This is a genomic window from Streptomyces sp. NPDC006739 (genome assembly GCF_042869815.1).
In the GTDB taxonomy this organism is placed as follows: domain Bacteria; phylum Actinomycetota; class Actinomycetes; order Streptomycetales; family Streptomycetaceae; genus Streptomyces.
Window position 1 is genome coordinate 434,472 of the sequence record NZ_JBIAGM010000005.1, and the last position, 19,601, is coordinate 454,072.

Here is a 19,601-nt window from a genome sequence, read left to right on the forward strand (position 1 = left end):
ACCGTTTCGCCTGGTCAGGCAGCGGGTGGGGCCGGAGGGGACCTGACGGATCGGGCCGGACCGGCGCGGACGGCTCGTGCGGACGGTTCGGTGCCCGTCCTGTTGCGAGCCACCCCCGGGATACATACAGTGATCATGTGAGTGCTCCCGGTGGTCAGTGCCGGGTGCGCGGCTGTGCCGGGCCGATCCGGGGAGAAGTGACGTGACGACCGACACTCGGCCGCCGGACGTCGGTGCCTGGCGCGCGTCCCTGAAGTGCCGCCGTTGAGCCGGCCGAGCGAGGCGGGCCCGCGCGGCCCCGCCGAGGCGCCGGCGGAGCTGCTCGCTCCCTCCCCGCACGGACGGACGTGGGCCCGGAGCGTCGTGGAGATCGTCGCCCGGCCGGCGGTGGCCGTGGGCCTCGCGACGGCGGGGATCGTCCTGCTGGCACTGGTGGGGGCCGGCGCCCCGAACGACCACACGCTCAACACGCGGATCGGACCGGGCTGGCCGGGCATGCTGCCCGGCATCGGTTCCACGGTGCTCGTCTACCCGGCCCTCGTCCTGTCCTCCCTCGGACTGGCGGGCATGCTCGCCGCGTGCGGCCGTGGCTGGCGCCCCAGTCCCCGCCGTCTGTTCGGCGCCGGTCTGGTCGCGGTCCTGGTCGTCGTCAACCTCACGCCCGTCGGATCCTCCGATGTGGCCAGTTACGCGGCCTACGGCCGGATCGCCGCCCTCGGGGGTGATCCGTACACGACGACACCCGACGAACTCGGTGGCACGTACGCCGACTTGGTCGGGTCGGCGTGGAGGCACGCGCCCTCCGTGTACGGTCCCGTCGCGACCTGGTTCCAGGAAGCGGCGGCCATGGTGGGCGGCAGCGAGGCCAGGACGACGATCTGGCTCCTGATGCTGGCCAACGGCGCGATGTTCCTCGCCACCGGCTATGTGCTGCTGCGTATTTCCGACGACCCCGTCCGGGCGGCCCTGATGTGGGTGGCCAACCCCCTCCTCATCGTGCTGCTGGTGGGGGGCGGCCATCTGGACACCGTCGTCGCCGCGCTGGCGGCCTGCACCGTGCACTGCGCGCGCAGGTCCGGCCGGCCGCGACAGGACGTCCTGGTCGGCGTCCTCGCCGGGCTGGCCTGCGGGGTGAAGATCAGCGCCGTGCTGGTGGGGGCGGCGCTGGTGGGGGCTCTGCTGCTGAGGCACCGCTGGCGGGCGGCCGCGCGGACGGCGGGAGCCGGTGTGCTGACCCTCGTGGTGCTGTACGGCCGCAACTGGCCGCATGTGGCGCAGTCGCTGTCGAGCGCGTCCTCCATGGTCTCCTCGCCCTCGCTGTGGGCGACGCTCCGGCCCCTGGGCGAGGCGGTGTTCGGCCCCCGGGGGACGAGCGCGGTCATCACGGTCGTATGGCCGGTCCTGACCGTCGCGCTCGCCCGGTGGCTGCACGGCCGCTTTCCGCCCGGCGCCCCGTCCTTCCGCACGATGCCGTTCGCGCTCAGCTTCGCCTGGGTGCTGGTGGCGCCGTGGTCGATGCCCTGGTACGGGGCGACCGCCTGGGCGACCGCGGCCCAGTTCCTGCGGGGCCCGCTCCTGCGCTGGCTCCTGCTGACGACGACCGCCCTGGCCATGGTCCACATGAACGGCGGCCACGCCTGGAGCGGCTGAGCCGGGGGCAGTAACCCGTAAGCCGTAACCCGTAAGCCGGAAGCCGGAAGCCGGAAGCCGGAAGCCGTAACCCGGAAGCCGGAAGCCGCGCGCCGTACGCCGTGACGCCGAGGCGCGGTCCGGGGGGTGGCCCCGGCCCGCGCCTCACCGACGCTCTTCACCGACCGGTCTGGTCCTCACCGACCGGTCTTCGGCCGCCGTGTCAGCCGAGCAGCTTCTTCGCCAGGGTGGCGGCGTTGTACGAGCCCCATCCGCTGGTGAAGTCCCAGCCGGTGCCGGCCGAGTAGGCGCCGTTGCTGCCACTGGTGATGTCGTGGAAGCCGGTACCGCTCGCCGTGTAGAGGGCGGGGTCGGCGAAGCCGAGGTTGGCCTTGCCTGCCGCCGCGGCCTGCTGGTTGTACAGCGCGGCGAACGCCGCCCACTCGGGCGCGGCGGCGCTGGTGCCGCCGACCGAGGACCAGGAACCCTGCGAGTAGATCGACACGCCGGGGCTGGGGTTGGCGTGGGCCGAGACGTCCGGCACCTGGCGGAAGCCGCCGCCGGCGCTCTTCTGCACCGCGGTCTGCCAGCTGGGGATCGTGAAGACGGAGGACTTGCCACCGCCACCGCCGGACCAGGCGACCTCCTTGCTGAAGGCGTTGGACGAGGTCACGGTCAGCTTGGTGCCGCCGACACCGGTGACGTACGGGTCGCTGGCCGGGTAGTCGACGGAGGTGCCGCCGTCGCCCGCGTCGTCGGAACCGCTGTCGCCGGAGGCCGCGTAGAAGCCGAGACCCTGCGCCGCGCCCGCCTTGAAGACGGCGTCCACCGCGTTGATGCCGGACGTGGTGCGGGCGCTCTCGGCGGCGCCCCAGCTGATCGAGGTGGTCGGGATCCCGGAGTCGACGATGGCCTGGTAGGTGTCGACCTCGCCTGCGTCGGAGTTGGGGCCCTCGAACACGGTGACGTTCGCCTTGGGGGCGATCGCGTGCAGGACCTCGATGTCCAGCTCGACCTCGACCTGACCGTCACCGAGCGCGCCGGAGCCGCCGTCCACCTTCTGCACGGTCGGGTTGGGCGAGCCCAGACCGTAGTTGGTGTCGTACTTGGTGATGTTGGACTGCTGGAAGCCGTCGAACTCCAGCAGAGCGATCTTCTGACCGCTGCCGGTGTACGTACCGGAGACGTTGTAGCCGCCCTTGAGCTGGGCCGGGGTGTAACCGCCGCCCGGGCCGTTGTGGGGGGTGACGGTGGAGGGCGCCTGGTGGTGCAGGTGGAGGCGGTTGTTGAGGCCGGCCACGTCACTGACCAGGGAGGCGATGGAGGCCGGCAGGGTCGGTGCGGCGTCGTTGGCGTAGAACGAGCGCCCCGACGCGGCGTCCTTCCAGGTGGACAGCCTGGTGCCGAAGGCCTTCTCCAGTTGGGCGGCCGTGCCGCTGGCGTCGACCAGCAGGTTCCCCGAGTGGACGGTGGTGACGGTCAGCCCGTGCGCGCGCAGATAGTCCTTGAGCTGCCCGATCTCGGCGTCGGTCCGCCCGAAACGGGCCGCGAACTGGCGCTTCGTCAGGTAGTGGCCGTAGGAGCTCGACCTCGGGTCGCTGACGTCAGCGACGAAGGTGTCGAGTGCCCTGTCGTTTCTGGGTGTCAGGCTGATCGCCACCGATATCCGCTTCCCGGCGGCGACCGCTCCGGTGCGGGTCGCGTCCCTGCCGAGGCCCTTGAGGACGTCTCCGGTGACGGCCGCGCGAGTCGACTGCGGCTGGGGGGTTCCGGCGGCGTAGGCGGCGGGGACGGCGGCGGCGAGCAGGGCCGGCACGGCGACCAGACCGACCAGTTTCAGGCGTGACTTCACTGAGGTCCTCCGGAGAGTGGGGGTGATGTCCGGGAAGCGGAACGGCTTCACCGTAGGAACACCGGCCCCACCCGCATAAGCGGGGGAACCCTTGCTTCACGTGTTAACTAGAAGTGTCACGTCCCGTGTTCACCCCCCGTTTTCACGTTTCGTGTTCACGCCCGTGCTGACGAGGGATGTCACGTCCTGACCGGGGACGGCACGTCGACGGCGACCGCCATCGCGTGGGCGAGCGCGGTGCGGGAGCGGACCCCGAGCTTGCGGTAGACCCGCGACAGGGCGCCCTCCACCGTCTTGACGCTGATGAACAGCTCCGCGGCCACCTCCCGGTTGGTGGCCCCGCCGCCGACCAGCCGGGCGATCCTGGCTTCCGTGGGCGTGAGTTCGGGCCCGCCCGCGCCCGTCTCGGCGTGTCGCTCGCCGGCTTCCAGCCGCGCCAACTCGTCCCGGGCCCGCGCCGCCAGCGGAGCGGCACCGATCCGCGTCGCGGTCTCCAGTGCCTCGGCGAGGGCCGTCCGGGCCGCGTTCCTGCGGCGCGAACGACGCTCGACCGCGCCGAGCGCGATCAGTGTGCGGACCAGCTCCACCGGCAACGGGAGCCGGCGCAGCCGGTCCACGGCGGCGCGCAGCCGGACCGCCCCCTCCCTCGCCCGGCCGAGCCCCGCCTCACGCAGTCCTTCCGCCCGTTCGAGAGCCGCCAGTACGCTCCCGGGCGCGTCGCCGGACACCCTTGCGCGGGCCTCGCGGATCACGGCGCCGGCCGCGTCCGTCTCGCCCAGCACGACCATGGCCTCGGCCAGGTCGCCGTACCAGTGCAGCAACGGCGGGTCGGCGGCGGACATGGCCTCGCCGATCTCCTTGACCCGCTGCAGCGCCTCGACCGCGGCGGCGGCACCCCGCGAGTCGCCCATGAGCAGTTCGGCCTGCCCGAGCACCGCGAGCGCGCGCAGCAGGAACAAGCGGTCGCCGTCCGCCTCCGAGGCCCGTACCGCCTGCCCGGCGAGGCGCCGGGCCTCGTCGGCGGTGCCGCCCGCGGTCGCCGCGAGCGCCGCCGCGTACAGCGCCGGAGCCGCCTGTACGCCCGTGCCGGCCAGGGTGCGCGAGCAGCGGGCGGCGGTGCGCAACGCCTCGCGGCAGTGGCCGGAGCGCACCTGGATACGGGTCAGCGACACCAAGGTGGCCACGACCTCCTCGACACCGGCGAACTCGCCGATCTCCGCCAGGAGTCCGGTGACCTGTTCCCGGGCCTCGGTGACCTTGTCGGAGTCCAGGGCGAGGATCGCCCGCATCCGGATCAGTCCCCAGCTCTCCGGGCCGGCGTCGACGCCGCCGGCCAGGGCGAGCGCCTCCTGGAGGGCGGCGTCGGCGGCGACCGGTTCCCCGGCCAGGGACCGCACCCGGGCGAGGGTGGCGAGTGCCCCGATCCGGGTGTCGGTGTCGTCCGCCCGGGCCGCCTGCCGGGCGGCGCGCCGGGCGTGCCGGGCCGCCTCCTCCAGCTCCCCGCACAGCAGGCCCCGTACCGCCGCCCAGTGGTGCAGCCAGCCCTGCGCCTCCGGGTCGCCGTCGGCGTCCCGCAGGCCCTCCTCGATCAGGCCGTGGGCGCCGTCCAGCGCCTGCCCGGCGTTGCGCAGCAGGACGAGCCGGGCCCGCACTCGCCGCCGTGCGGAACTGGACCCGGCGAGGACGGTCCCGGCCGCCTGCCCGGCCGCCTCCAGCTGTCCGGCGTCGCACGCGTACTCGGCGGCGGCCAGCAGCCGGTCGGCACGGTCCTCGGGGCGGGCGCCGGGCGTGTGCCGGGCGGCCAGCTCGGCCAGTTCGAAGGCGGTGTCGGGAGCGCCGTCGTGGCGTGCGGTCCCGGCCGCGGACATCAGGGTGCGCGCGGTGCCCTCGTCCTCGTACGGGTGGGCGAGCGCGAGGTGGCGGGCCCGCTCCACGGGGTCGGTGACGGCGCGGGCCAGCAGGGCGTGCGCCTGCCGGCGGGTGTGTTCCGGGGCGTCGGCGTAGACGGCGGCCCGGAGCAGCGGATGCCGGAAGCGTACGGTGCCGTCGGCGTGGGCCGTCGCGACGCCCAGCCGGTCGGCCGCCGCGAGGTCGGCGGCGGGGTCCTGGAGATGGGCGGCGCGCAGCAGGGTGAGGCTGGGGCGGTCGGCTGCGCTCGTGACGAGGAGCGTGTGCCGCGCTGCCGGCGGCAGCGTACGCACCCGTGCCAGCAGCTGGGCGCGCAGCCTGGGGGGCACGGGCGGGGTCCGGCCGAAGCCGGTGGACGCCTTCTCGCGCCGCGCCTCGCGCGCCAACTCCAGCGCGTACCAGGGGTTTCCGGCGGCGGTTTCCAGGACGGCGCGCAGCAGCGCCGGTGACAGCTCGGCACCGGCACCGGGACCGGCACAGGTGCGCAGGAGGCGGGCCACCTCGGGGTCCGTCAGCGGGGGCACGGGGAGTTCGACGGTGCCCGGCGGGCAGCAGCGCAGCCGCTCGGGCTGCTCGCCGTCGGCCACCCGCTCGGCGGCCAGCATCCGTATGCCGAGGCCCTCGACACGGCGTACGGCGAAGGCGAGCACCTCGGCGCTCGGCCCGTCGAGCCACTGGAGGCCGTCGACGACCAGCAGGACGGGTCCGGTGGCGGCCAGGGCGCGCAGCACGTCGAGGACGGCGACGCGCAGCGCGAGGCGGTCGCGGTCGACCGCCGGTTCCCGGCCGCGCAGCAGGGCGGCGTCCAGCGCCGCCCGGGGCTCGGGCGCCAGGGCCGCCGAGCAGCTCTCCGGCACGTGCGCGAACAGGTCGAGGAGGCCGGCGAACGGGAGCCGGGCGTCCTCCCGGGCCGGCGAGCAGCGCAGCACCGTGCCGGCCGGCCGGCCGGGCGCGGTCATGGACGCCATGAGTGCGGCCACGAGCACGGACTTGCCGATCCCGGCGGGACCGTGGAACAGCACTCCGGGACGGTCCCCCAACTCGGCCCTGGCGGTGTCCAGCAGCTCGCGGCGCCCGGTCAGTGACCGTACTTCCACGGCAGCCGCCCGCCCTTTGCCCTGAGGCCGAGCGCGGAGCGGTCGGCCGGGCGGGTGCGGCGGGTCCCGAGGCATCGAAGCATGTGTTCATGACAACCTCGGGGGATTCGGCTTGTCAATGACCTCCGGCGTCCGGGTGGGCCCAGCCGTGGTCGCGCAGCCGTCCGACCTCCCAGCCCTCCTGCTCACAGGTGTCGAGGATGCGGGGGAGGGCGCCGAGCGCCGAGCGCCAGGCGCCCGGGGCGGACGTGCAGTCGGAGTCGTGGAGCAGGATCGTGCCGCCGCCGTCCAGGTCGGACACGACGGTGCGGTGGACGGAGCCCGCGGTGGCGCGGGCGGTCCAGTCCTCGCCCCAGCTGGTCCACAGCACGGGGGTGAGTCCGAGGCGGCGGGCCGCCAGGTGGGCGGCGGTCGACATGACACCGTAGGGGGGCCGGAACAGGGAGGGCCGACGCCCTGTCAGGTCGGCGACGGTGTCGCGGGCGCGGGCGAAGTCGTCGTACGTGGCGCGCGGGCCGCGCAGCAGCAGGGGCCGGTGCAGCCAGCCGTGGATGCCGATCTCGTGTCCCGCCGCGGCGATCTCGCGGACCAGACCGGGCGAGCGGCGGGCCTCGCGGCCCAGCAGGAAGAAGGTCGCCCGGACCTGGCGCTCGGCCAGCAGGCGCAGGAAGAGCGGGGTGGACAACGGGTCGGGTCCGTCGTCGAAGGTGAGGGCGACGTGGCCCGGGCGGCCCCGGCCCGACAGGCGGGGCATGCAGCGGTTGCGCAGCGGCCCGAAGGTGGAGACGACGGGGGCGGCATGGGCCGTCACCAGGGCGGGCAGGGCGGCGAGGGCGGCGGTGCGCAGCAGCCGGGCGGCGGTCACGAGTGGTGGCCTTCCGGGTGAAGGGCGCGGCCGGCGGGGTGGTCGTCCAGGTCGAGGCCGTGTCCGATGGCGTGGATCACGCCCGGGCCGTCGTACGCGGTCGCCATCCCGGTGCCGACGGCGCACGCCCATACGGTGCACGCCGCGGCGGTGGTGGTGACCAGCCGGCGGGCCGGACGGCGGCGGGGCGCGGCCGGCCGGGGCGGCAGCGGCGGCGGTCCCGAGCGGCCGACGCGCGCTATCTCGGCGGCCGGACCACCGTCCGGGCCGGTGGCGAAGAGGGCGAGCCCGGTCGCGCGTTGGCGCTCCCCGAGCGGGCCGTCGATCAGATCGCACAGGACGGTTTTCAGGTCGGCCGGGTCGCGGATCCAGACGGCCGCGCCGGCCTCGTCCAGGGCGGCGGCGTTGGTCAGCCCGTGCCCGGGTATGCACCGGTAGCCGGCGACCGGCAGGCCGGTGGCGAACGCCTCCAGGGAGCTGAGGCCGCCCGCGTTCTGGACCAGGACGTCGGCGGCGTGCATCAGGGCGGGCATGTCGTCGACCCAGCCGTAGGCGTGTTCGATGCCGTCCGCGCGCAGTCGGGCTGCCAGCGCCTCGTTGCGGCCGCAGACGACGACGGGTACGGCGGCACCGCAGTCGCGCAGCTCAAGGGCGACCTGACGGACCGGTCCGACGCCCCACGAACCGGCGACCAGCAGCGCCAGCGGAGCGCCTGCCGGCAGCCCGAAACGGGTCCGGGCCGCCGCCCGTTCCCGCGCGCCGCCGGGGCGGAACCGCGGGTTCACCACCGGACCGGCCACCCGGACGTCCCGTGCCCCGGCGGCCCGGGCCTGGGCGGCGGGCACGGCGTGTGCGGCGAGGTGTACGTCCACGCCGTCGGCCACCCACAGGGGGTGCACGGAGAAGTCGGTGAGGTACGTGAGGACGGGCACGGCCAGCCGTCCCTCGCGCCGCAGGCCGCCCAGGACCCGGCTGGCCCCCGGGTAGGTGGAGACGACCGCGCCGGTCGCGGGGTGCAGTGCCCGCAGCATGCGGCTCTCGGCGGTGCGCAGCAGCGCCCTGGCCAGCGGACCGCCGCCGCCGGCGCGTTCGGTGCTGCGGTAGACCCGCTGGTAGGCCCAGGGGGCCTGGACGAGCATGCGGTGGTAGCCGTCCCGGACGAGCCGTCCGAGGCGGGCCGGCAGCAGATCCAGCAGGTCGAGCCGGTCGACGGTGAGGCCGGCGGCGGTGAGCCGGCGGTCCAGTTCGGCGGCGGCGCCGTCGTGGCCGGCACCGATGCTCGCCGAGACGATCGCGACGCGCTCGGTCCGTGCCGTCGCGGGCACCGGCTCGGGACGCAGAGCGGCGGCCGCCAGGGCGCGCAGATGCACCGAACTTCCGAGGTAGGGCATGGGGCTCGTTCCTCCGCTGGTGGAGTGGGCGGCCGAACTCTACAACATGTAGTAGGTAAACTCGTACGAGATGTAGTAGGTCCGTCGGCGGGTCCCGGTCCGGCTTCCTACAAGCCGTAGTAGCCCGCCCGGTAGGCTGGGGCGCCGAGCGGGAAGGCGGTGCACGGTGCGCGACCGGAAGAGCGGCGAGAGTGGCGAGGCGTCCGGCAGGAGGGCGCGCGGTGAGCTGGAGAGCGGCGTCCTCGCCGCCCTGTGGGGCGCGGACGAGCCCCTGACCGCACGTCAGGTCCTGGAGCGGCTGCCCGGCGACCTCGCCTACACGACGGTGCTGACGATCCTGACGCGCCTGCACGACAAGGGCAGGCTGGTACGGCATCCGGCGGGCCGCGGATACGCCTACGCGCCCGTCCGGGACGAGGCGTCCGACACCGCCGTACGGATGCACAGCCTGCTGGAGCGCGGCTCGGACCGGGAAGCGGTGCTCACCCGCTTCGTGTCCGAACTGTCCCAGGAGGACGAGCAGTTGCTGCACCGCCTGCTCGGTGAGCACGACGCCGGACGCGGCGACGACGGGCGGTGAGGGGGTGAGGTTCAGCGTCTACGTCCCGCTCCTGGTCACCGTGGTCCTCGCGGTGCTCGCCCCGTGGGCGGCCCGACGGCCGGCCCCCCGGCCGGCGGCCTGGTCGCTGGCGTGCGCCGCGCTCGTGACGGCGACCGGCTGGCTCGGCTCCCTGGCCCTGCTGGCGTTCAACGGCTTCGCGCAACTCCCCCCGGTCGCGCGGGAGGCCCACTGGTCGGTGGACACGCTGCGCACCCAGGACCCGGTCTCCCTGGCCGTCGCCGCCGTCAGCGCCGTGACCCTGGCGGCGGGGCTCGTGTCGCTGGCCGTGGCGGCCGCACGGCAGGTCCGCCATCTGCTGTGGGCGCGCCGGGAGTGCGGACGTATGCCCGGAGACACCGAACTCGCGGTGCTCGACGACGAGGCGCCGCACGCGTTCGCGCTGCCCGGTGCGCCCGGACGGATCGTGGTGTCCCGGGGGATGCTGCGCTGCCTCGGTGACGCCGAGCGCGAGGCACTCCTGGCGCACGAACGGGCCCATCTGCGCGACCGCCACCACCTCTTCCAGACCGTGTGGCGGCTGGCGGCGGCCGTCAACCCGCTGCTGCGACCGCTGGCCGCGGCGGGCGGGTTCGTACTGGAGCGGTGGGCCGACGAGGAGGCCGCGGTGCACGTCGGCAGCCGTACGGTCGTCGCCCGCGCCGTCGGCCGGGCGGCTCTCGCCACCGCCGACGCCGCCCGCCCCGCCGCCCTGGCCGCGACCGGCGGGGCGGTGCCCCAGCGGGTGCGGGCCCTGCTGGCCCCGCCCCCGCCGCGCCGCACCCTGCCCTTCGTGGCGGGCGCCCTCCTGCTCACCTTGTGCTGCGGCTGCCTCGCCAACGCCGCGTCGGACAGCGAGAACCTGGTCGAGGGCGCGGAGCGGGCCCAGTGCGCCGCGGACGCCGGGGCGACGGGCGTGACGTGGACGGGGCACCCGACCCCGAGGCCGGACGCCTGCTGCCACCACCGGGAAGACGCCCCCCACGGCAGGCACAGCAGGTAGCGGCCGGTCCCGGCGTACGGCGCACCACGCACCGCTCGCAGCCCATACCGCCGGCCCTGGCCCGGCGGACCGGTCGCGCCGGTCGGCGACGCCCGCTGCCTACCCCGTAGGGCCGTCGAGCAGGGGGCCGGCGGTCGCGACCGTGCCGAGGACGATGTCCTGGTAGAGGTGGAACCCGGCCTCCAGCGGCGGCAGTTCCCGCTCCGGCTCGTCGGACGGGCCGGAGGCGGGAGCGGTCATGCTTCCCAGATCGCCCGCGATGCCGTCCAGCGCCGCCTTGGCCGTGGCGGTGAGGAAGCGCAGGGGCAGGTCGAAGGCGGCTGCCGTGCGCTGCGTCGGCACCCCCCGCAGCACGGCCGGCGCGGTGTCGACGGCCTCCGACAGCAGCCGCAGCGGCAGGCGCAGCGCGGCCGCGAGGTCCTCGGCCCCGACCGGCGGGGGAGGGGTGCCGTCGAGCAGGAAGTCCTCCCATTCCAGCAGGTCGAACAGGAACTGTCCGCCCTTGTACACCGGCCACACCCCGAGCGCCTCGAGCAGCCGCGCAGCCCGCTCGGGCTCCTCGTGGCGCATCGCGACTCCGAGCCGGGCCAGGGTGCACAGGACCGCGCGCGTGCGGGCGTTGGACCGGCGGACGAGGTCGAGCACCGCCGCGTCCTCGCTCTCCGCGGTCGCCGACGTCTCCGGCGCGTCGCAAGCATCGGATTTCTCCGAAGTGTCTGATGTCGCCGATGTCGCCGAGGGCTCCGCTGCCTCCGGTACCTCCGGCGTCTCCGCAGTCTCGGGCGATTCGGCGGACCCGGAGGACTCGGGCGTTTCAGGGGTCTCGGTCGTCATCGGGGCCTCGTGGTGACGTAGTGGGCGATCTGGCGGAGCACGGCCTTGCCCTCGTTCTCGGGGATCACGTCGAGGTCGCTCTCGAAGCGGGCGATGCCCTCGTCGGCCAGCCGGTCGGCGAGGCCGGCGGCGTGGTCGAGGGAGCCGTGGCGGCGCATGGCGGCGAGGACCTCCTCCGCGTCGCCCAGCGTCCTCTCGGACCGGGGGCGCTTCAGGATCTGCCGGATGCCGGGGAGTTCGACGGCGGACATGGTGCGGAAGAGGTGGATCAGCATCACGGTGCGCTTGCCTTCCAGCAGGTCGCCCAGGAGCTCCTTGCCGTACAGCTCCTCCTGGCCGACCAGGTTGAGGAGGTCGTCACGGATCTGGAAGGCGATGCCGATCAACCGGAACGCCTCGTCGAAGCGGCCGAGGAGCGCGGGGTCGGTCACGCCCGCGCACACCGCGCCGACCCGGCACGGGGTGATGCAGGTGTACCAGCCCGTCTTCTTGGTGCTCATGGTGAAGTACGCCTCGTCGCGCTCCGGCACCACGTTCCGGCTGATCCAGCCGAGTTCCACGGCCTGGCCCTCGACGGACTCCCGGCACATGTGGACCGCCTCGTGCACCAGGGCCAGGGTGCGGGCGAGACCGAGCGTCTCCAGGTTGGACAGGAGGGCGTCGAGCGCGAGCAGGTTGAGCCCGTCACCGCAGTTGAGGGCGAGCCCGACGCCGTGCTGCTCGTGCAGGGTGGGCAGACCCCGCCGGTGGGTGGACTCGTCGGCGATGTCGTCGTGCACGAGGAAGCCGTTGTGGAACAGTTCCAGCGCGGCGGCGGCGCGTACGGCGTCCTCCGGCCGTCCGCCGAGGGCGGTGCAGGCGGCGATGGCGAGCGTCGGCCGCAGCCCCTTGCCCTGCCGGGACGGATACTGCCGCATCAGGTCGTACAGCTCGGCCCTCGGCTCACGGTCCGGGACGAGGGACGCCATCACCTCGCCGGTGCGGGCGCGGCAGGCCGCCATCGTCTCCAGCAGGTCGGCGTCGTGCACCGGCGACTCCTGCCACCAGGGCGACCCGCCGCGGCCGTCCCACAGCACGCGCGGCCGGGTCACCACCGTCCCGCCGACCAGCTCGGGCTCCCTGCCGTCCTCCCTCGGGCGCCCCGCGAAGGGCACCTCGTCCCGGTAGGACCGCCACAGCTCCTGGACCGAGCGCAGTCCGGCGGCGCGCCGGGCGAGCAGGCTGAACGCCCGCCAGACCGCCAGCACCTGCTCCCTGGGGCCGCGGGCGTCCAGACCGTCCGGCAGGGGCTGGTCCGCCGGGCGGTGCTCCAGGTCGAACAGGAGGTTCATGGCCCGGTCGTCGAAGACGACCTCGACATCGGGGCCGGGCAACTGGGCGCCGCCGGTGGGCCGTTCGACGACCAGGCGGCTGTGCCGGGCCGAGAGCAGGACCCGGCTGCCGTCGTGGAAGCCGAGCCCGAGCCGGATGCCGCGCAGCTGTTCGGCCGCCGCCGCGACGATCGCCGGCGCCCGCCGCGCCAGTTCGTCGACGGTGGCCGTCAACAGGGCCGCCCCGCTACGGGGCACGGGCCGCTCAGCCATCGCCCGCACCACCGGCGAACTCCACGAGACCCATGGCGCAAAAGGACGTACGCCGTCCCGAGACCCGGGCCTCCACCACGTACTCACCGAGGGTCTCGTGCACGCTGAACGGGTTGACGCCCGTCTCCGACGGACCGGCGACCCGGGCCGCCGTGCGGGCGAGGAAGTCGATGACGAGCCGGTCCTCGCCCATCCGCGCCGTGACGAGCAGCCGTCGGGGAACGGCGGCGGCCGGGGCCGCGCCCAGCAGCCCCGCGAGCGGCGGGACCAGGGTGACCCGGTCCCTGGGCAGGGTGTCCCGCACGGTGACGCGCAGGCCGCGACGCGGGAAGTGGCGTACGGGCCGGCCGTCCCGCCACAGCATGACCGAGCCGTTCGCCGCGTCGGCGGCGCGGCCCGTGCGGGACGGCTGGACGAGGGTGAAGACCACGGCGGACGGCGGCGGTCCGCAGGGGTCGCCCGCCGGGTCGTGCGCGAAGCCGGACACCCAGCCGCCCAGCGCGGGCCAGCTCCACCGCCCGCGCACCCGTTCGTGACAGCCGATCAGCTCGGTCGGCCGTCCGGCGCCGGTGCCGTCCGTGTCCTCGCGCGACCACCGGACGGTGCCGGTCGCGAGGACGCCCGGTTCGCACTGCCGGCGCAGGTGCTCGCCGTCGCCGAAGGACGCGCACTGGGAGACGGACGGCCTGCCGGTGCGGCGCAGCCGCAGGTCGGCCAGCGGGCCGACGCCACGGCCGGCGACCCGGAACCCGTCCGGCGGCCCGGTGCCGCCCTGCGGACGCGGGCGCGGTAGCCGGAACGCCGACCAGGGGGCGGCCGGCTGCTCCGCGTCGAACCGGCTCGACGACCAGCCCCGGCCCTCCTGGTGGACGAGCAGGATCGCCGTGCGCTGCGGTCGCGGGCCGGTACGGCTCTCCGCTCCGCCCTCCCCGGCCGCCCCCGGCTCACCGAACGCGACGCCCCTGGACGCCCCGAGCACCGAGAGGTTCGCGATGACCGCCTGGCCGCCCTGCCGCGACAGGAAGGCGTAATGGAGCCATCTGCGGTCCAGCGGATGACTCAGCGGAGCGAGCGGAAAGGGCCCGGACACACCGAAATCGGTGCCCGGCCGGAGCGTGGGCGTCGTCGACACACCCCGGATGGTAACGGAGTGAAGCGACTCGACACTCAGGGTGACCGAAGTGCGGGACGCGGTCCGGGGTGAACGACGCGGGGCCGCCCGGACGCGGTGCGTCCGGGCGGCCCCGTGCGTGGCGGCAGGTCAGCCGGTCGGCCCGGCCGGGGTCGTCGTGACCTTGAAGCCCTCGTCCTTGTTGGCCTTGAGGGCGAATTCGTTGGTGAACGTCGTGCCGAGGTTCACCTTCGAGGTCGCCTGCCCGACCAGTTCCTCGGTCGCCAGAACGGTCTTCGGACCACCGGCCGGCATGATGCCGTCCGGGAGGAACTGGCCCTTGTCCTGGGTCAGCGCCGAGATGTAGTCGGCCTTGGTCACCAGCTGGTTCGACACGTACGACGCCGGCAGCTTGTTCGCGATGTCGGCCGCGCTGTGCGTGTTGATCCAGTGCATGGTGGCGACGAGCGCGTCGACGACCTTCTGCGCCGCGTCCTTGTGCGAGTTGACCCAGCTGGTCTGGGCGATGACGGACGCGGCCGGCCAGGCGCCGCCCAGGGCCGCCTTCGCGCCGTCGGTGCTGGCCAGGTTGATGGCGGAGGAGCCGACGCCCTTCTTCTCCATCGCGGCGACGGTCGGCTGTGTCGTCATGACGCAGTCCGTCTTGCCGTTCTGCAGCGCGGCGACGGCGGTGGCGCCCGCGCCCACGCCGATCCGGTGGAACTGGCCGGCCTTGACGCCCTTCTGCGCGGCCATGAACTGGGTGAGGGTGTCGGTGCCCGAACCGATGTCGGTGACGCCGAACGTCTTGCCCTTGAAGTCGGCGCCCGAGTGCACGCCGCTGTTCTTGGTGCACATCTCCCGCTCGCCCGGCGCACCGGACAGCTGGACGATGTCCTCGACCGCCTTCCCCTTCACCTGGAATTCGATGGTGTGTTCGTACCAGGCGCCTGCCATGTCCACCTGACCCGAGGCCATGGCTTCCTCGGCGCCGATACCGCCGTTCTGCTCGGTGCTCAGCTCGACGTTGACGCCGTACTTCTTGTAGAAGCCGAGCTGCTGGGCGAGCTGGTACGGCAGGTAGATCTGCTTGTCGATGCCGCCGACCATGAGCTTGACGGTCGGGACGGAGCCCGAGCCACCGCTGCCGGCGGAGGTGCTGGAGCTGCCGGAGTTGCTGGAGCAGGCGCTGACGGCACCCAGGGCGAGAACGGTGAGGAGAGACGCGGCGACGGCGACGGGTCGTCTGGACATGACTTGCCACATTCCTTTGCTGAGGTGGAACCCGGGGAGGAACAGAAGGGGGCGGGGTGGGGACGGGGAGGGGTGGGGACGGGGTGGCCGGATCAGAGGCTGTTGGCCTCGGTCGGGGCCGGCGGACGCCAGGAGAGCAGCCGGTGTTCGAGCTTGCCGATCAGCCACTCGGCGCCGAGCACGATGACCGCGATGACGAGCATCGTCGCGAACACGCCGTTGGGGTCGAACTGGTCCTGCGCGGTCTTGATGACCAGGCCGAGGCCGCTCTGCGCACCGAGCACCTCGCCGACCAGCGCACCGACGATGGCGAAGCCGAAGGCGCTGTGCAGGCTGGCGATGATCCAGGTGAGCGCGGACGGCACGGTCACGTGCCGGATGATCTGCAGCTGCGAGGCGCCGAGCACCTTGGCGTTGGCGAGGATGTTGCGGTCGACCTCACGGACGCCCTGGAAGGCGTTGAAGAAGACGATGAAGAAGACCAGCACCGCGGCGAGAAGGACCTTCGGCAGGGTGCCGATGCCGAACGCGACGATGAAGATCGAACCGAGGACGATACGCGGGATCGCGTTCACGATCTTGATGTAGGGGCCGAGTACCTCGGAGAGGAAGCGGCTCTGGCCCAGCGCGACACCGAAGATCACTCCGGCGACGGTGCCGAGGGCGAAACCGATGAGCGCTTCCTGCAGCGTCGTCCAGATGTTCGAGTAGAAGGAGCCGGTCTCGGTGCCGTGCTGGAACAGCTCGACCAGCCGCTTGGCGATGCCGGTCGGCTGCCCGAAGAAGAACTTGTCGACGATCCCCCAGGCGGTGAACGCCTGCCAGCCGCCGATGACGATGGCCGCGAGACCGACGCGGCCGGCCCACACCAGTGCGACGCGCTTGCGGACCTTGCGTTTGGCCGCGGCCGCGGCCGAGGTCTGTCCGCCGCCCGTGACCGGAGCGGTGGAAACGGTCGTCGTGCTCATGCCTTACCTCCTGCGGTGCGTGCGTAGGCGCGCTCCACCTCCTCGCGCAGCGAGTCCCAGATCTGGTGCTGAAGTTCGATGAAGCGGGGCTGGAAGCGGATCTCCTGGACCGAACCGCGCGGGCGCGGCAGATCGATGTCGAAGACCGCCTTGACCGACCCGGGGCTGGACGTCATGACGACGACCCGGTCGGCGAGCGCCACGGCCTCGTCGAGGTCGTGGGTGATGAAGATGACCGACGGCCGGATCTGCTCCCACAGGCCGAGCAGCTCGGTCGACATGATCGCCTTGGTCTGCACGTCCAGGGCGCCGAACGGCTCGTCCATGATCAGGATCTTGGGTTCGTTGATCAGGGCCGCGGCCATGGCGACCCGCTTGCGCATACCGCCGGAGAGCTGGTGCGGGTAGCGGTCCTCGAAGCCGGACAGGCCCACCCGGCGCAGCCAGTCGCGCGCCGAGGCCTGCGCCTTCTGCTTGGGGACACCGCGGAAGACGGGCCCCATCAGTACGTTGCCGAGGACGGTCTTCCACGGCAGCAGGGCGTCGGCCTGGAACATGAAGCTGACGCCGTCGACGACGCCGTCCACCTCACGGCCGCCGACCTTGACCGAGCCCTCGCTGGGCCGGTCGAGCCCGGACACCATGCTCAGCGTCGTCGACTTGCCACAGCCGGTGGGGCCGACCACCGCACAGAACTGGCCGGGCTCCACGGTGAACGACACGTCCTGCAGCGCGGTGAACACCTCTCCCGCAGGAGTCAGAAACCGTTTCGTGAGCCCGGAGATCTCGACTCGTGCGCTGTCCTGGCCGGCTGTCTCGGCGACCGGGCTCGGCGCGATGTCGTTTCGCGAAGCCATCTTGGGGTCGTCTCCCTTCTCACCTCGCAGTTCGAGGTGATGGCAGACGCTAGAGGTCCCCGAGTGTGACGTCGCTGTTTCAGCCGTATCTCGTGTTAGTGGCGTTAAGCGGGTTTCTGCTCGCCTTAATCGGGGTTCTGCTCGTTCTGCCAAGCGGACCGAGGGGTGGGCAGAATGTCCGTGGTGGGGCACAATCACGCCACCACGGGTACGGCGCAGGGGCCGCGCCCGGTATCCGGACAGGGCGAAGAGAGACCTTGATACCCATCCGTTTCCGGATCGGCCGCGGCGGGAAGGGGAGGCTCTCCGCGCGGATCCTGGCCAACCAGCTGGTCATCCTCGCGCTCACCGGCGCGATCGGCTTCATGCTGTTCGCGGTCGCGCAGCGCGGGGAGATCGACCGTGCCTACGAGCAGCGGGCGCTGGCCATCGCGAAGACCACGGCCGCCGACCCGCAGATCAAGCGGGCCATGGAGTACGGGGGTGGCGGCGACGTGGTGCAGACCGTCGCCGAACGGATCCGCAAGGCGTCGGGCGCGTCCTACGTCGTGGTGATCGACCTGCACGGCGTCCGCCACTCGCACCCCACCCGGGCACTGATCGGCCGGCCCGTGGACGAACCGCTCGCGGTGCTCGACGGGAAGCCGCACGTCGGCACCGACCAGGGCGCCACCGGCAGGTCCGCCAACGGCAAGGCCCCGCTGAAGGGGCCCAGCGGGGCCCTGGTCGGCGAGGTGTCAGCGGGCATTCCCGAGCACTACGTGCTGGGCGAGCTGTGGCGCGAGCTGCCCACCTTCGGGCTGTATACGGCGATCGCCTTCGTGCTCGGTTCGGCGGCGGCCTTCCTGCTGGCCGGCCGGCTCAAGCGGACGACGTTCGGCCTGGAGCTGGAGGAGATCGCCGGACTGCTGCAGGACCGTGAGGCGATGCTGCACGGCATCCGGGAGGGCGTCATCGCCTTCGACCCCGACGGCCGGATCACCGTCGTCAACGACGAGGCCCGCAACCTGCTCGGTCTCGGCACGGCGCTCGGCAGGCGACTGGAGGAGGTGCTGCCGGACGGACGGCTGCGCCGCGCCCTGGACGGCACCCTGACCGGCCCCGACCTCAGCGTGCTCACCGACGACCACTGCCTGGTCGTCAACCGGATGCCGGTGCAGCTGCACGGCCGCGAACTGGGCGCCGTCGTCACCGTGCGCGATCGCACCGAGCTGATCGGGCTGCTGCGCGAACTGGACTCGGTGCGCGGCCTGACCGACGCGCTGCGCGCCCAGCAGCACGAGTTCACCAACCGTATGCACACGATGGCCGGGCTGCTGGACATCGGCGACCACGACGCCGCGTACGAGTTCGCCGTCGAGTCGGCCGGCGCCGAGCAGGCGCTCACCGAGTCCGTACGCGAACGGATCGGGAATCCGCTGCTCGTGGGGCTGATCGTGGCCAAGACCACGGTGGCCGCGGAGCGCGGGGTGCGGATCGTCCTCAGCGACGACTCCGCCGTCGGCGCGGACCCGCAGCATCTGCGCCGGCTGCTGACCATCGTCGGCAACCTGCTGGACAACGCGATCGACGCGGCCATGACCGGACCGGCCCGGCCGGGCGGTCCCGAGGTGCGGCTGTCGCTGGTCGAGGCCGTCGACCAGGTGATGGTGCGGGTGGCGGACAGCGGTCCGGGCATTCCGCCGGGCGCCAGCGAGTCGATCTTCGAGGACGGCTTCTCGACCAGGCCGGACCGGGGCACGGCGCGGCGCGGGCTGGGGCTGGCCCTCGTGCACCGGCTGGTGCAGCGGCACGGCGGCACGATCACGGTCAGCGAGGGCCCGGGCGCGGTGTTCACCGTGCTGCTGCCGCTGCCGGACCACGCGCCGGCACCGGCGGGCGCCCTGTTCACGACGGCCCTGCCGGTACCGGCCGGCGCGGGCGACGCAGGCGAGGGAGGCGATCGATGGTGATCCGTACCCTGGTGGTGGACGACGACTTCCGGGTGAGTCACATCCACTGCGACTACGTGTCCCGGGTGGAGGGCTACGAGGTGGTCGGCCGGGCGTCGACCGTGGCCGAGGCGCTGGAGGCGGTGCCCAGGCTCCACCCGGACCTGCTGCTGCTCGACGTCTTCCTCCCCGACGGCAGCGGCCTCGACGTGCTGCGCCGGCTCAGCGGTGACGCGGGCGGCGACCGCCCCGACGCCATCATGATCACCGCGGACCGGGACATCACCTCCGTGCGGACCGCGATGAAACTCGGGGCGGTGGGTTACATCGTCAAGCCCTTCGGCTCCGCCGACCTGGCCGAGCGGCTGACCGCCTACCGTGAGCTCCAGCACCGCATGGACGCCCTCGGCTCGGTGCCCGAGACCGAGCAGGCCGACGTGGACGCCCTGTTCAGCGCCGCCCGGCCGCCCGCCGTACCGCGCATCCCGGCCAAGGGGCACTCCGCGCCGACCCTCGCCCTGCTGCACCAGACCCTGCGCACCGCGCCCGACGCCCTGTCGGCCGCGGAGGCCGCCGAACGCACCGGCGTCTCCCGCGCCACCGCCCAGCGCTACCTCTCCTACCTCGTCAAGGAGGGCATGGTCCGCCTCGAACTCCGCTACGGCGCCGCGGGCCGCCCCGAGCACCTCTACCGGATCGCCCACTGAGCCCGGGGGCTCG

General features: G+C 73.6%; 15 protein-coding genes. 5 read left to right on the plus strand and 10 right to left on the minus strand.

The window, feature by feature from the left end; all coding sequences use genetic code 11:
• Positions 1-264 precede the first annotated feature (264 nt).
• Complete coding sequence (locus ACFYMM_RS14320; RefSeq protein ID WP_388386184.1) at positions 265-1,650, plus strand: glycosyltransferase family 39 protein; 1,386 nt, start codon at positions 265-267, stop codon at positions 1,648-1,650.
• 202 nt (positions 1,651-1,852) lie between these two features.
• Here ACFYMM_RS14320 and ACFYMM_RS14325 read toward each other — a convergent pair whose 3' ends face one another.
• The 4 genes from ACFYMM_RS14325 to ACFYMM_RS14340 form a co-directional block, all read right to left on the minus strand.
• Positions 1,853-3,481: a protease pro-enzyme activation domain-containing protein gene (locus ACFYMM_RS14325; protein ID WP_388386185.1), complete on the minus strand. Its 1,629-nt coding sequence runs from the start codon at positions 3,479-3,481 to the stop codon at positions 1,853-1,855.
• 179 nt (positions 3,482-3,660) lie between these two features.
• Positions 3,661-6,486, minus strand: a complete 2,826-nt coding sequence (locus tag ACFYMM_RS14330) for an AAA family ATPase (RefSeq protein WP_388386187.1) — start codon at positions 6,484-6,486, stop codon at positions 3,661-3,663.
• A 115-nt stretch (positions 6,487-6,601) separates the two neighbouring features.
• Positions 6,602-7,351: a polysaccharide deacetylase family protein gene (locus ACFYMM_RS14335; protein WP_388386189.1), complete on the minus strand. Its 750-nt coding sequence runs from the start codon at positions 7,349-7,351 to the stop codon at positions 6,602-6,604.
• Positions 7,348-8,742 (minus strand): glycosyltransferase, encoded by a 1,395-nt coding sequence (locus ACFYMM_RS14340; RefSeq protein WP_388386190.1) that lies wholly within the window; start codon positions 8,740-8,742, stop codon positions 7,348-7,350. The genes ACFYMM_RS14335 and ACFYMM_RS14340 overlap by 4 nt, the downstream gene beginning before the upstream one ends.
• A gap of 166 nt (positions 8,743-8,908) precedes the next feature.
• On the opposite strand from ACFYMM_RS14340, the gene ACFYMM_RS14345 reads away from it, so the two are divergent.
• Entirely contained in the window at positions 8,909-9,322 is a 414-nt protein-coding gene (locus ACFYMM_RS14345) for a BlaI/MecI/CopY family transcriptional regulator (RefSeq protein ID WP_388386191.1), read from the plus strand.
• Complete coding sequence (locus tag ACFYMM_RS14350; protein WP_388386192.1) at positions 9,285-10,343, plus strand: M56 family metallopeptidase; 1,059 nt, start codon at positions 9,285-9,287, stop codon at positions 10,341-10,343. The genes ACFYMM_RS14345 and ACFYMM_RS14350 overlap by 38 nt, the downstream gene beginning before the upstream one ends.
• 99 nt (positions 10,344-10,442) lie before the next feature.
• On the opposite strand, the gene ACFYMM_RS14355 is transcribed toward ACFYMM_RS14350, so the two are convergent.
• The 6 genes from ACFYMM_RS14355 to ACFYMM_RS14380 all read right to left on the minus strand — a co-directional run bounded on the left by ACFYMM_RS14355 (position 10,443) and on the right by ACFYMM_RS14380 (position 16,950).
• Positions 10,443-10,988: a hypothetical protein gene (locus ACFYMM_RS14355; protein ID WP_388386194.1), complete on the minus strand. Its 546-nt coding sequence runs from the start codon at positions 10,986-10,988 to the stop codon at positions 10,443-10,445.
• A 185-nt stretch (positions 10,989-11,173) separates the two neighbouring features.
• Entirely contained in the window at positions 11,174-12,760 is a 1,587-nt protein-coding gene (locus ACFYMM_RS14360; protein WP_388386196.1) for a polyprenyl synthetase family protein, read from the minus strand.
• Positions 12,753-13,892 carry a hypothetical protein gene (locus ACFYMM_RS14365; RefSeq protein ID WP_388386197.1) on the minus strand — a complete coding sequence of 380 codons (1,140 nt, stop codon included), beginning with the start codon at positions 13,890-13,892 and terminating at the stop codon, positions 12,753-12,755. The genes ACFYMM_RS14360 and ACFYMM_RS14365 overlap by 8 nt, the downstream gene beginning before the upstream one ends.
• Positions 13,893-14,021: 129 nt before the next feature.
• The gene (locus tag ACFYMM_RS14370) at positions 14,022-15,125 is read right to left on the minus strand and encodes an ABC transporter substrate-binding protein (RefSeq protein WP_388386198.1); all 1,104 of its coding nucleotides are present in this window, start codon (positions 15,123-15,125) and stop codon (positions 14,022-14,024) included.
• Positions 15,126-15,217: 92 nt separating this feature from the next.
• Complete coding sequence (locus ACFYMM_RS14375; protein ID WP_388386199.1) at positions 15,218-16,093, minus strand: ABC transporter permease; 876 nt, start codon at positions 16,091-16,093, stop codon at positions 15,218-15,220.
• Complete coding sequence (locus ACFYMM_RS14380; protein WP_388386200.1) at positions 16,090-16,950, minus strand: ABC transporter ATP-binding protein; 861 nt, start codon at positions 16,948-16,950, stop codon at positions 16,090-16,092. The genes ACFYMM_RS14375 and ACFYMM_RS14380 overlap by 4 nt, the downstream gene beginning before the upstream one ends.
• A gap of 257 nt (positions 16,951-17,207) precedes the next feature.
• Here ACFYMM_RS14380 and ACFYMM_RS14385 point away from each other — a divergent pair, with 257 nt between their 5' ends.
• Both ACFYMM_RS14385 and ACFYMM_RS14390 read left to right on the plus strand, forming a co-directional pair.
• Positions 17,208-18,902: an ATP-binding protein gene (locus ACFYMM_RS14385; RefSeq protein WP_388386201.1), complete on the plus strand. Its 1,695-nt coding sequence runs from the start codon at positions 17,208-17,210 to the stop codon at positions 18,900-18,902.
• A complete protein-coding gene (locus tag ACFYMM_RS14390; protein WP_388386203.1) occupies positions 18,896-19,588 on the plus strand; it encodes a response regulator in 693 nt (230 codons plus the stop codon). Before ACFYMM_RS14385 ends, ACFYMM_RS14390 begins: the two co-directional genes overlap by 7 nt.
• Positions 19,589-19,601: the final 13 nt, after the last annotated feature.

Excerpts from the sequence above, each read along its gene's own strand:
- ACFYMM_RS14390 (WP_388386203.1), top strand. The coding sequence starts at position 18,896 with ATGGTGATCCGTACCCTGGTGGTGGACGACGACTTCCGGGTGAGTCAC.
- ACFYMM_RS14340 (WP_388386190.1), bottom strand. The coding sequence starts at position 8,742 with ATGCCCTACCTCGGAAGTTCGGTGCATCTGCGCGCCCTGGCGGCCGCC.
- ACFYMM_RS14360 (WP_388386196.1), bottom strand. The coding sequence starts at position 12,760 with ATGGCTGAGCGGCCCGTGCCCCGTAGCGGGGCGGCCCTGTTGACGGCC.
- ACFYMM_RS14380 (WP_388386200.1), bottom strand. The coding sequence starts at position 16,950 with ATGGCTTCGCGAAACGACATCGCGCCGAGCCCGGTCGCCGAGACAGCC.
- ACFYMM_RS14375 (WP_388386199.1), bottom strand. The coding sequence starts at position 16,093 with ATGAGCACGACGACCGTTTCCACCGCTCCGGTCACGGGCGGCGGACAG.
- ACFYMM_RS14370 (WP_388386198.1), bottom strand. The coding sequence starts at position 15,125 with ATGTCCAGACGACCCGTCGCCGTCGCCGCGTCTCTCCTCACCGTTCTC.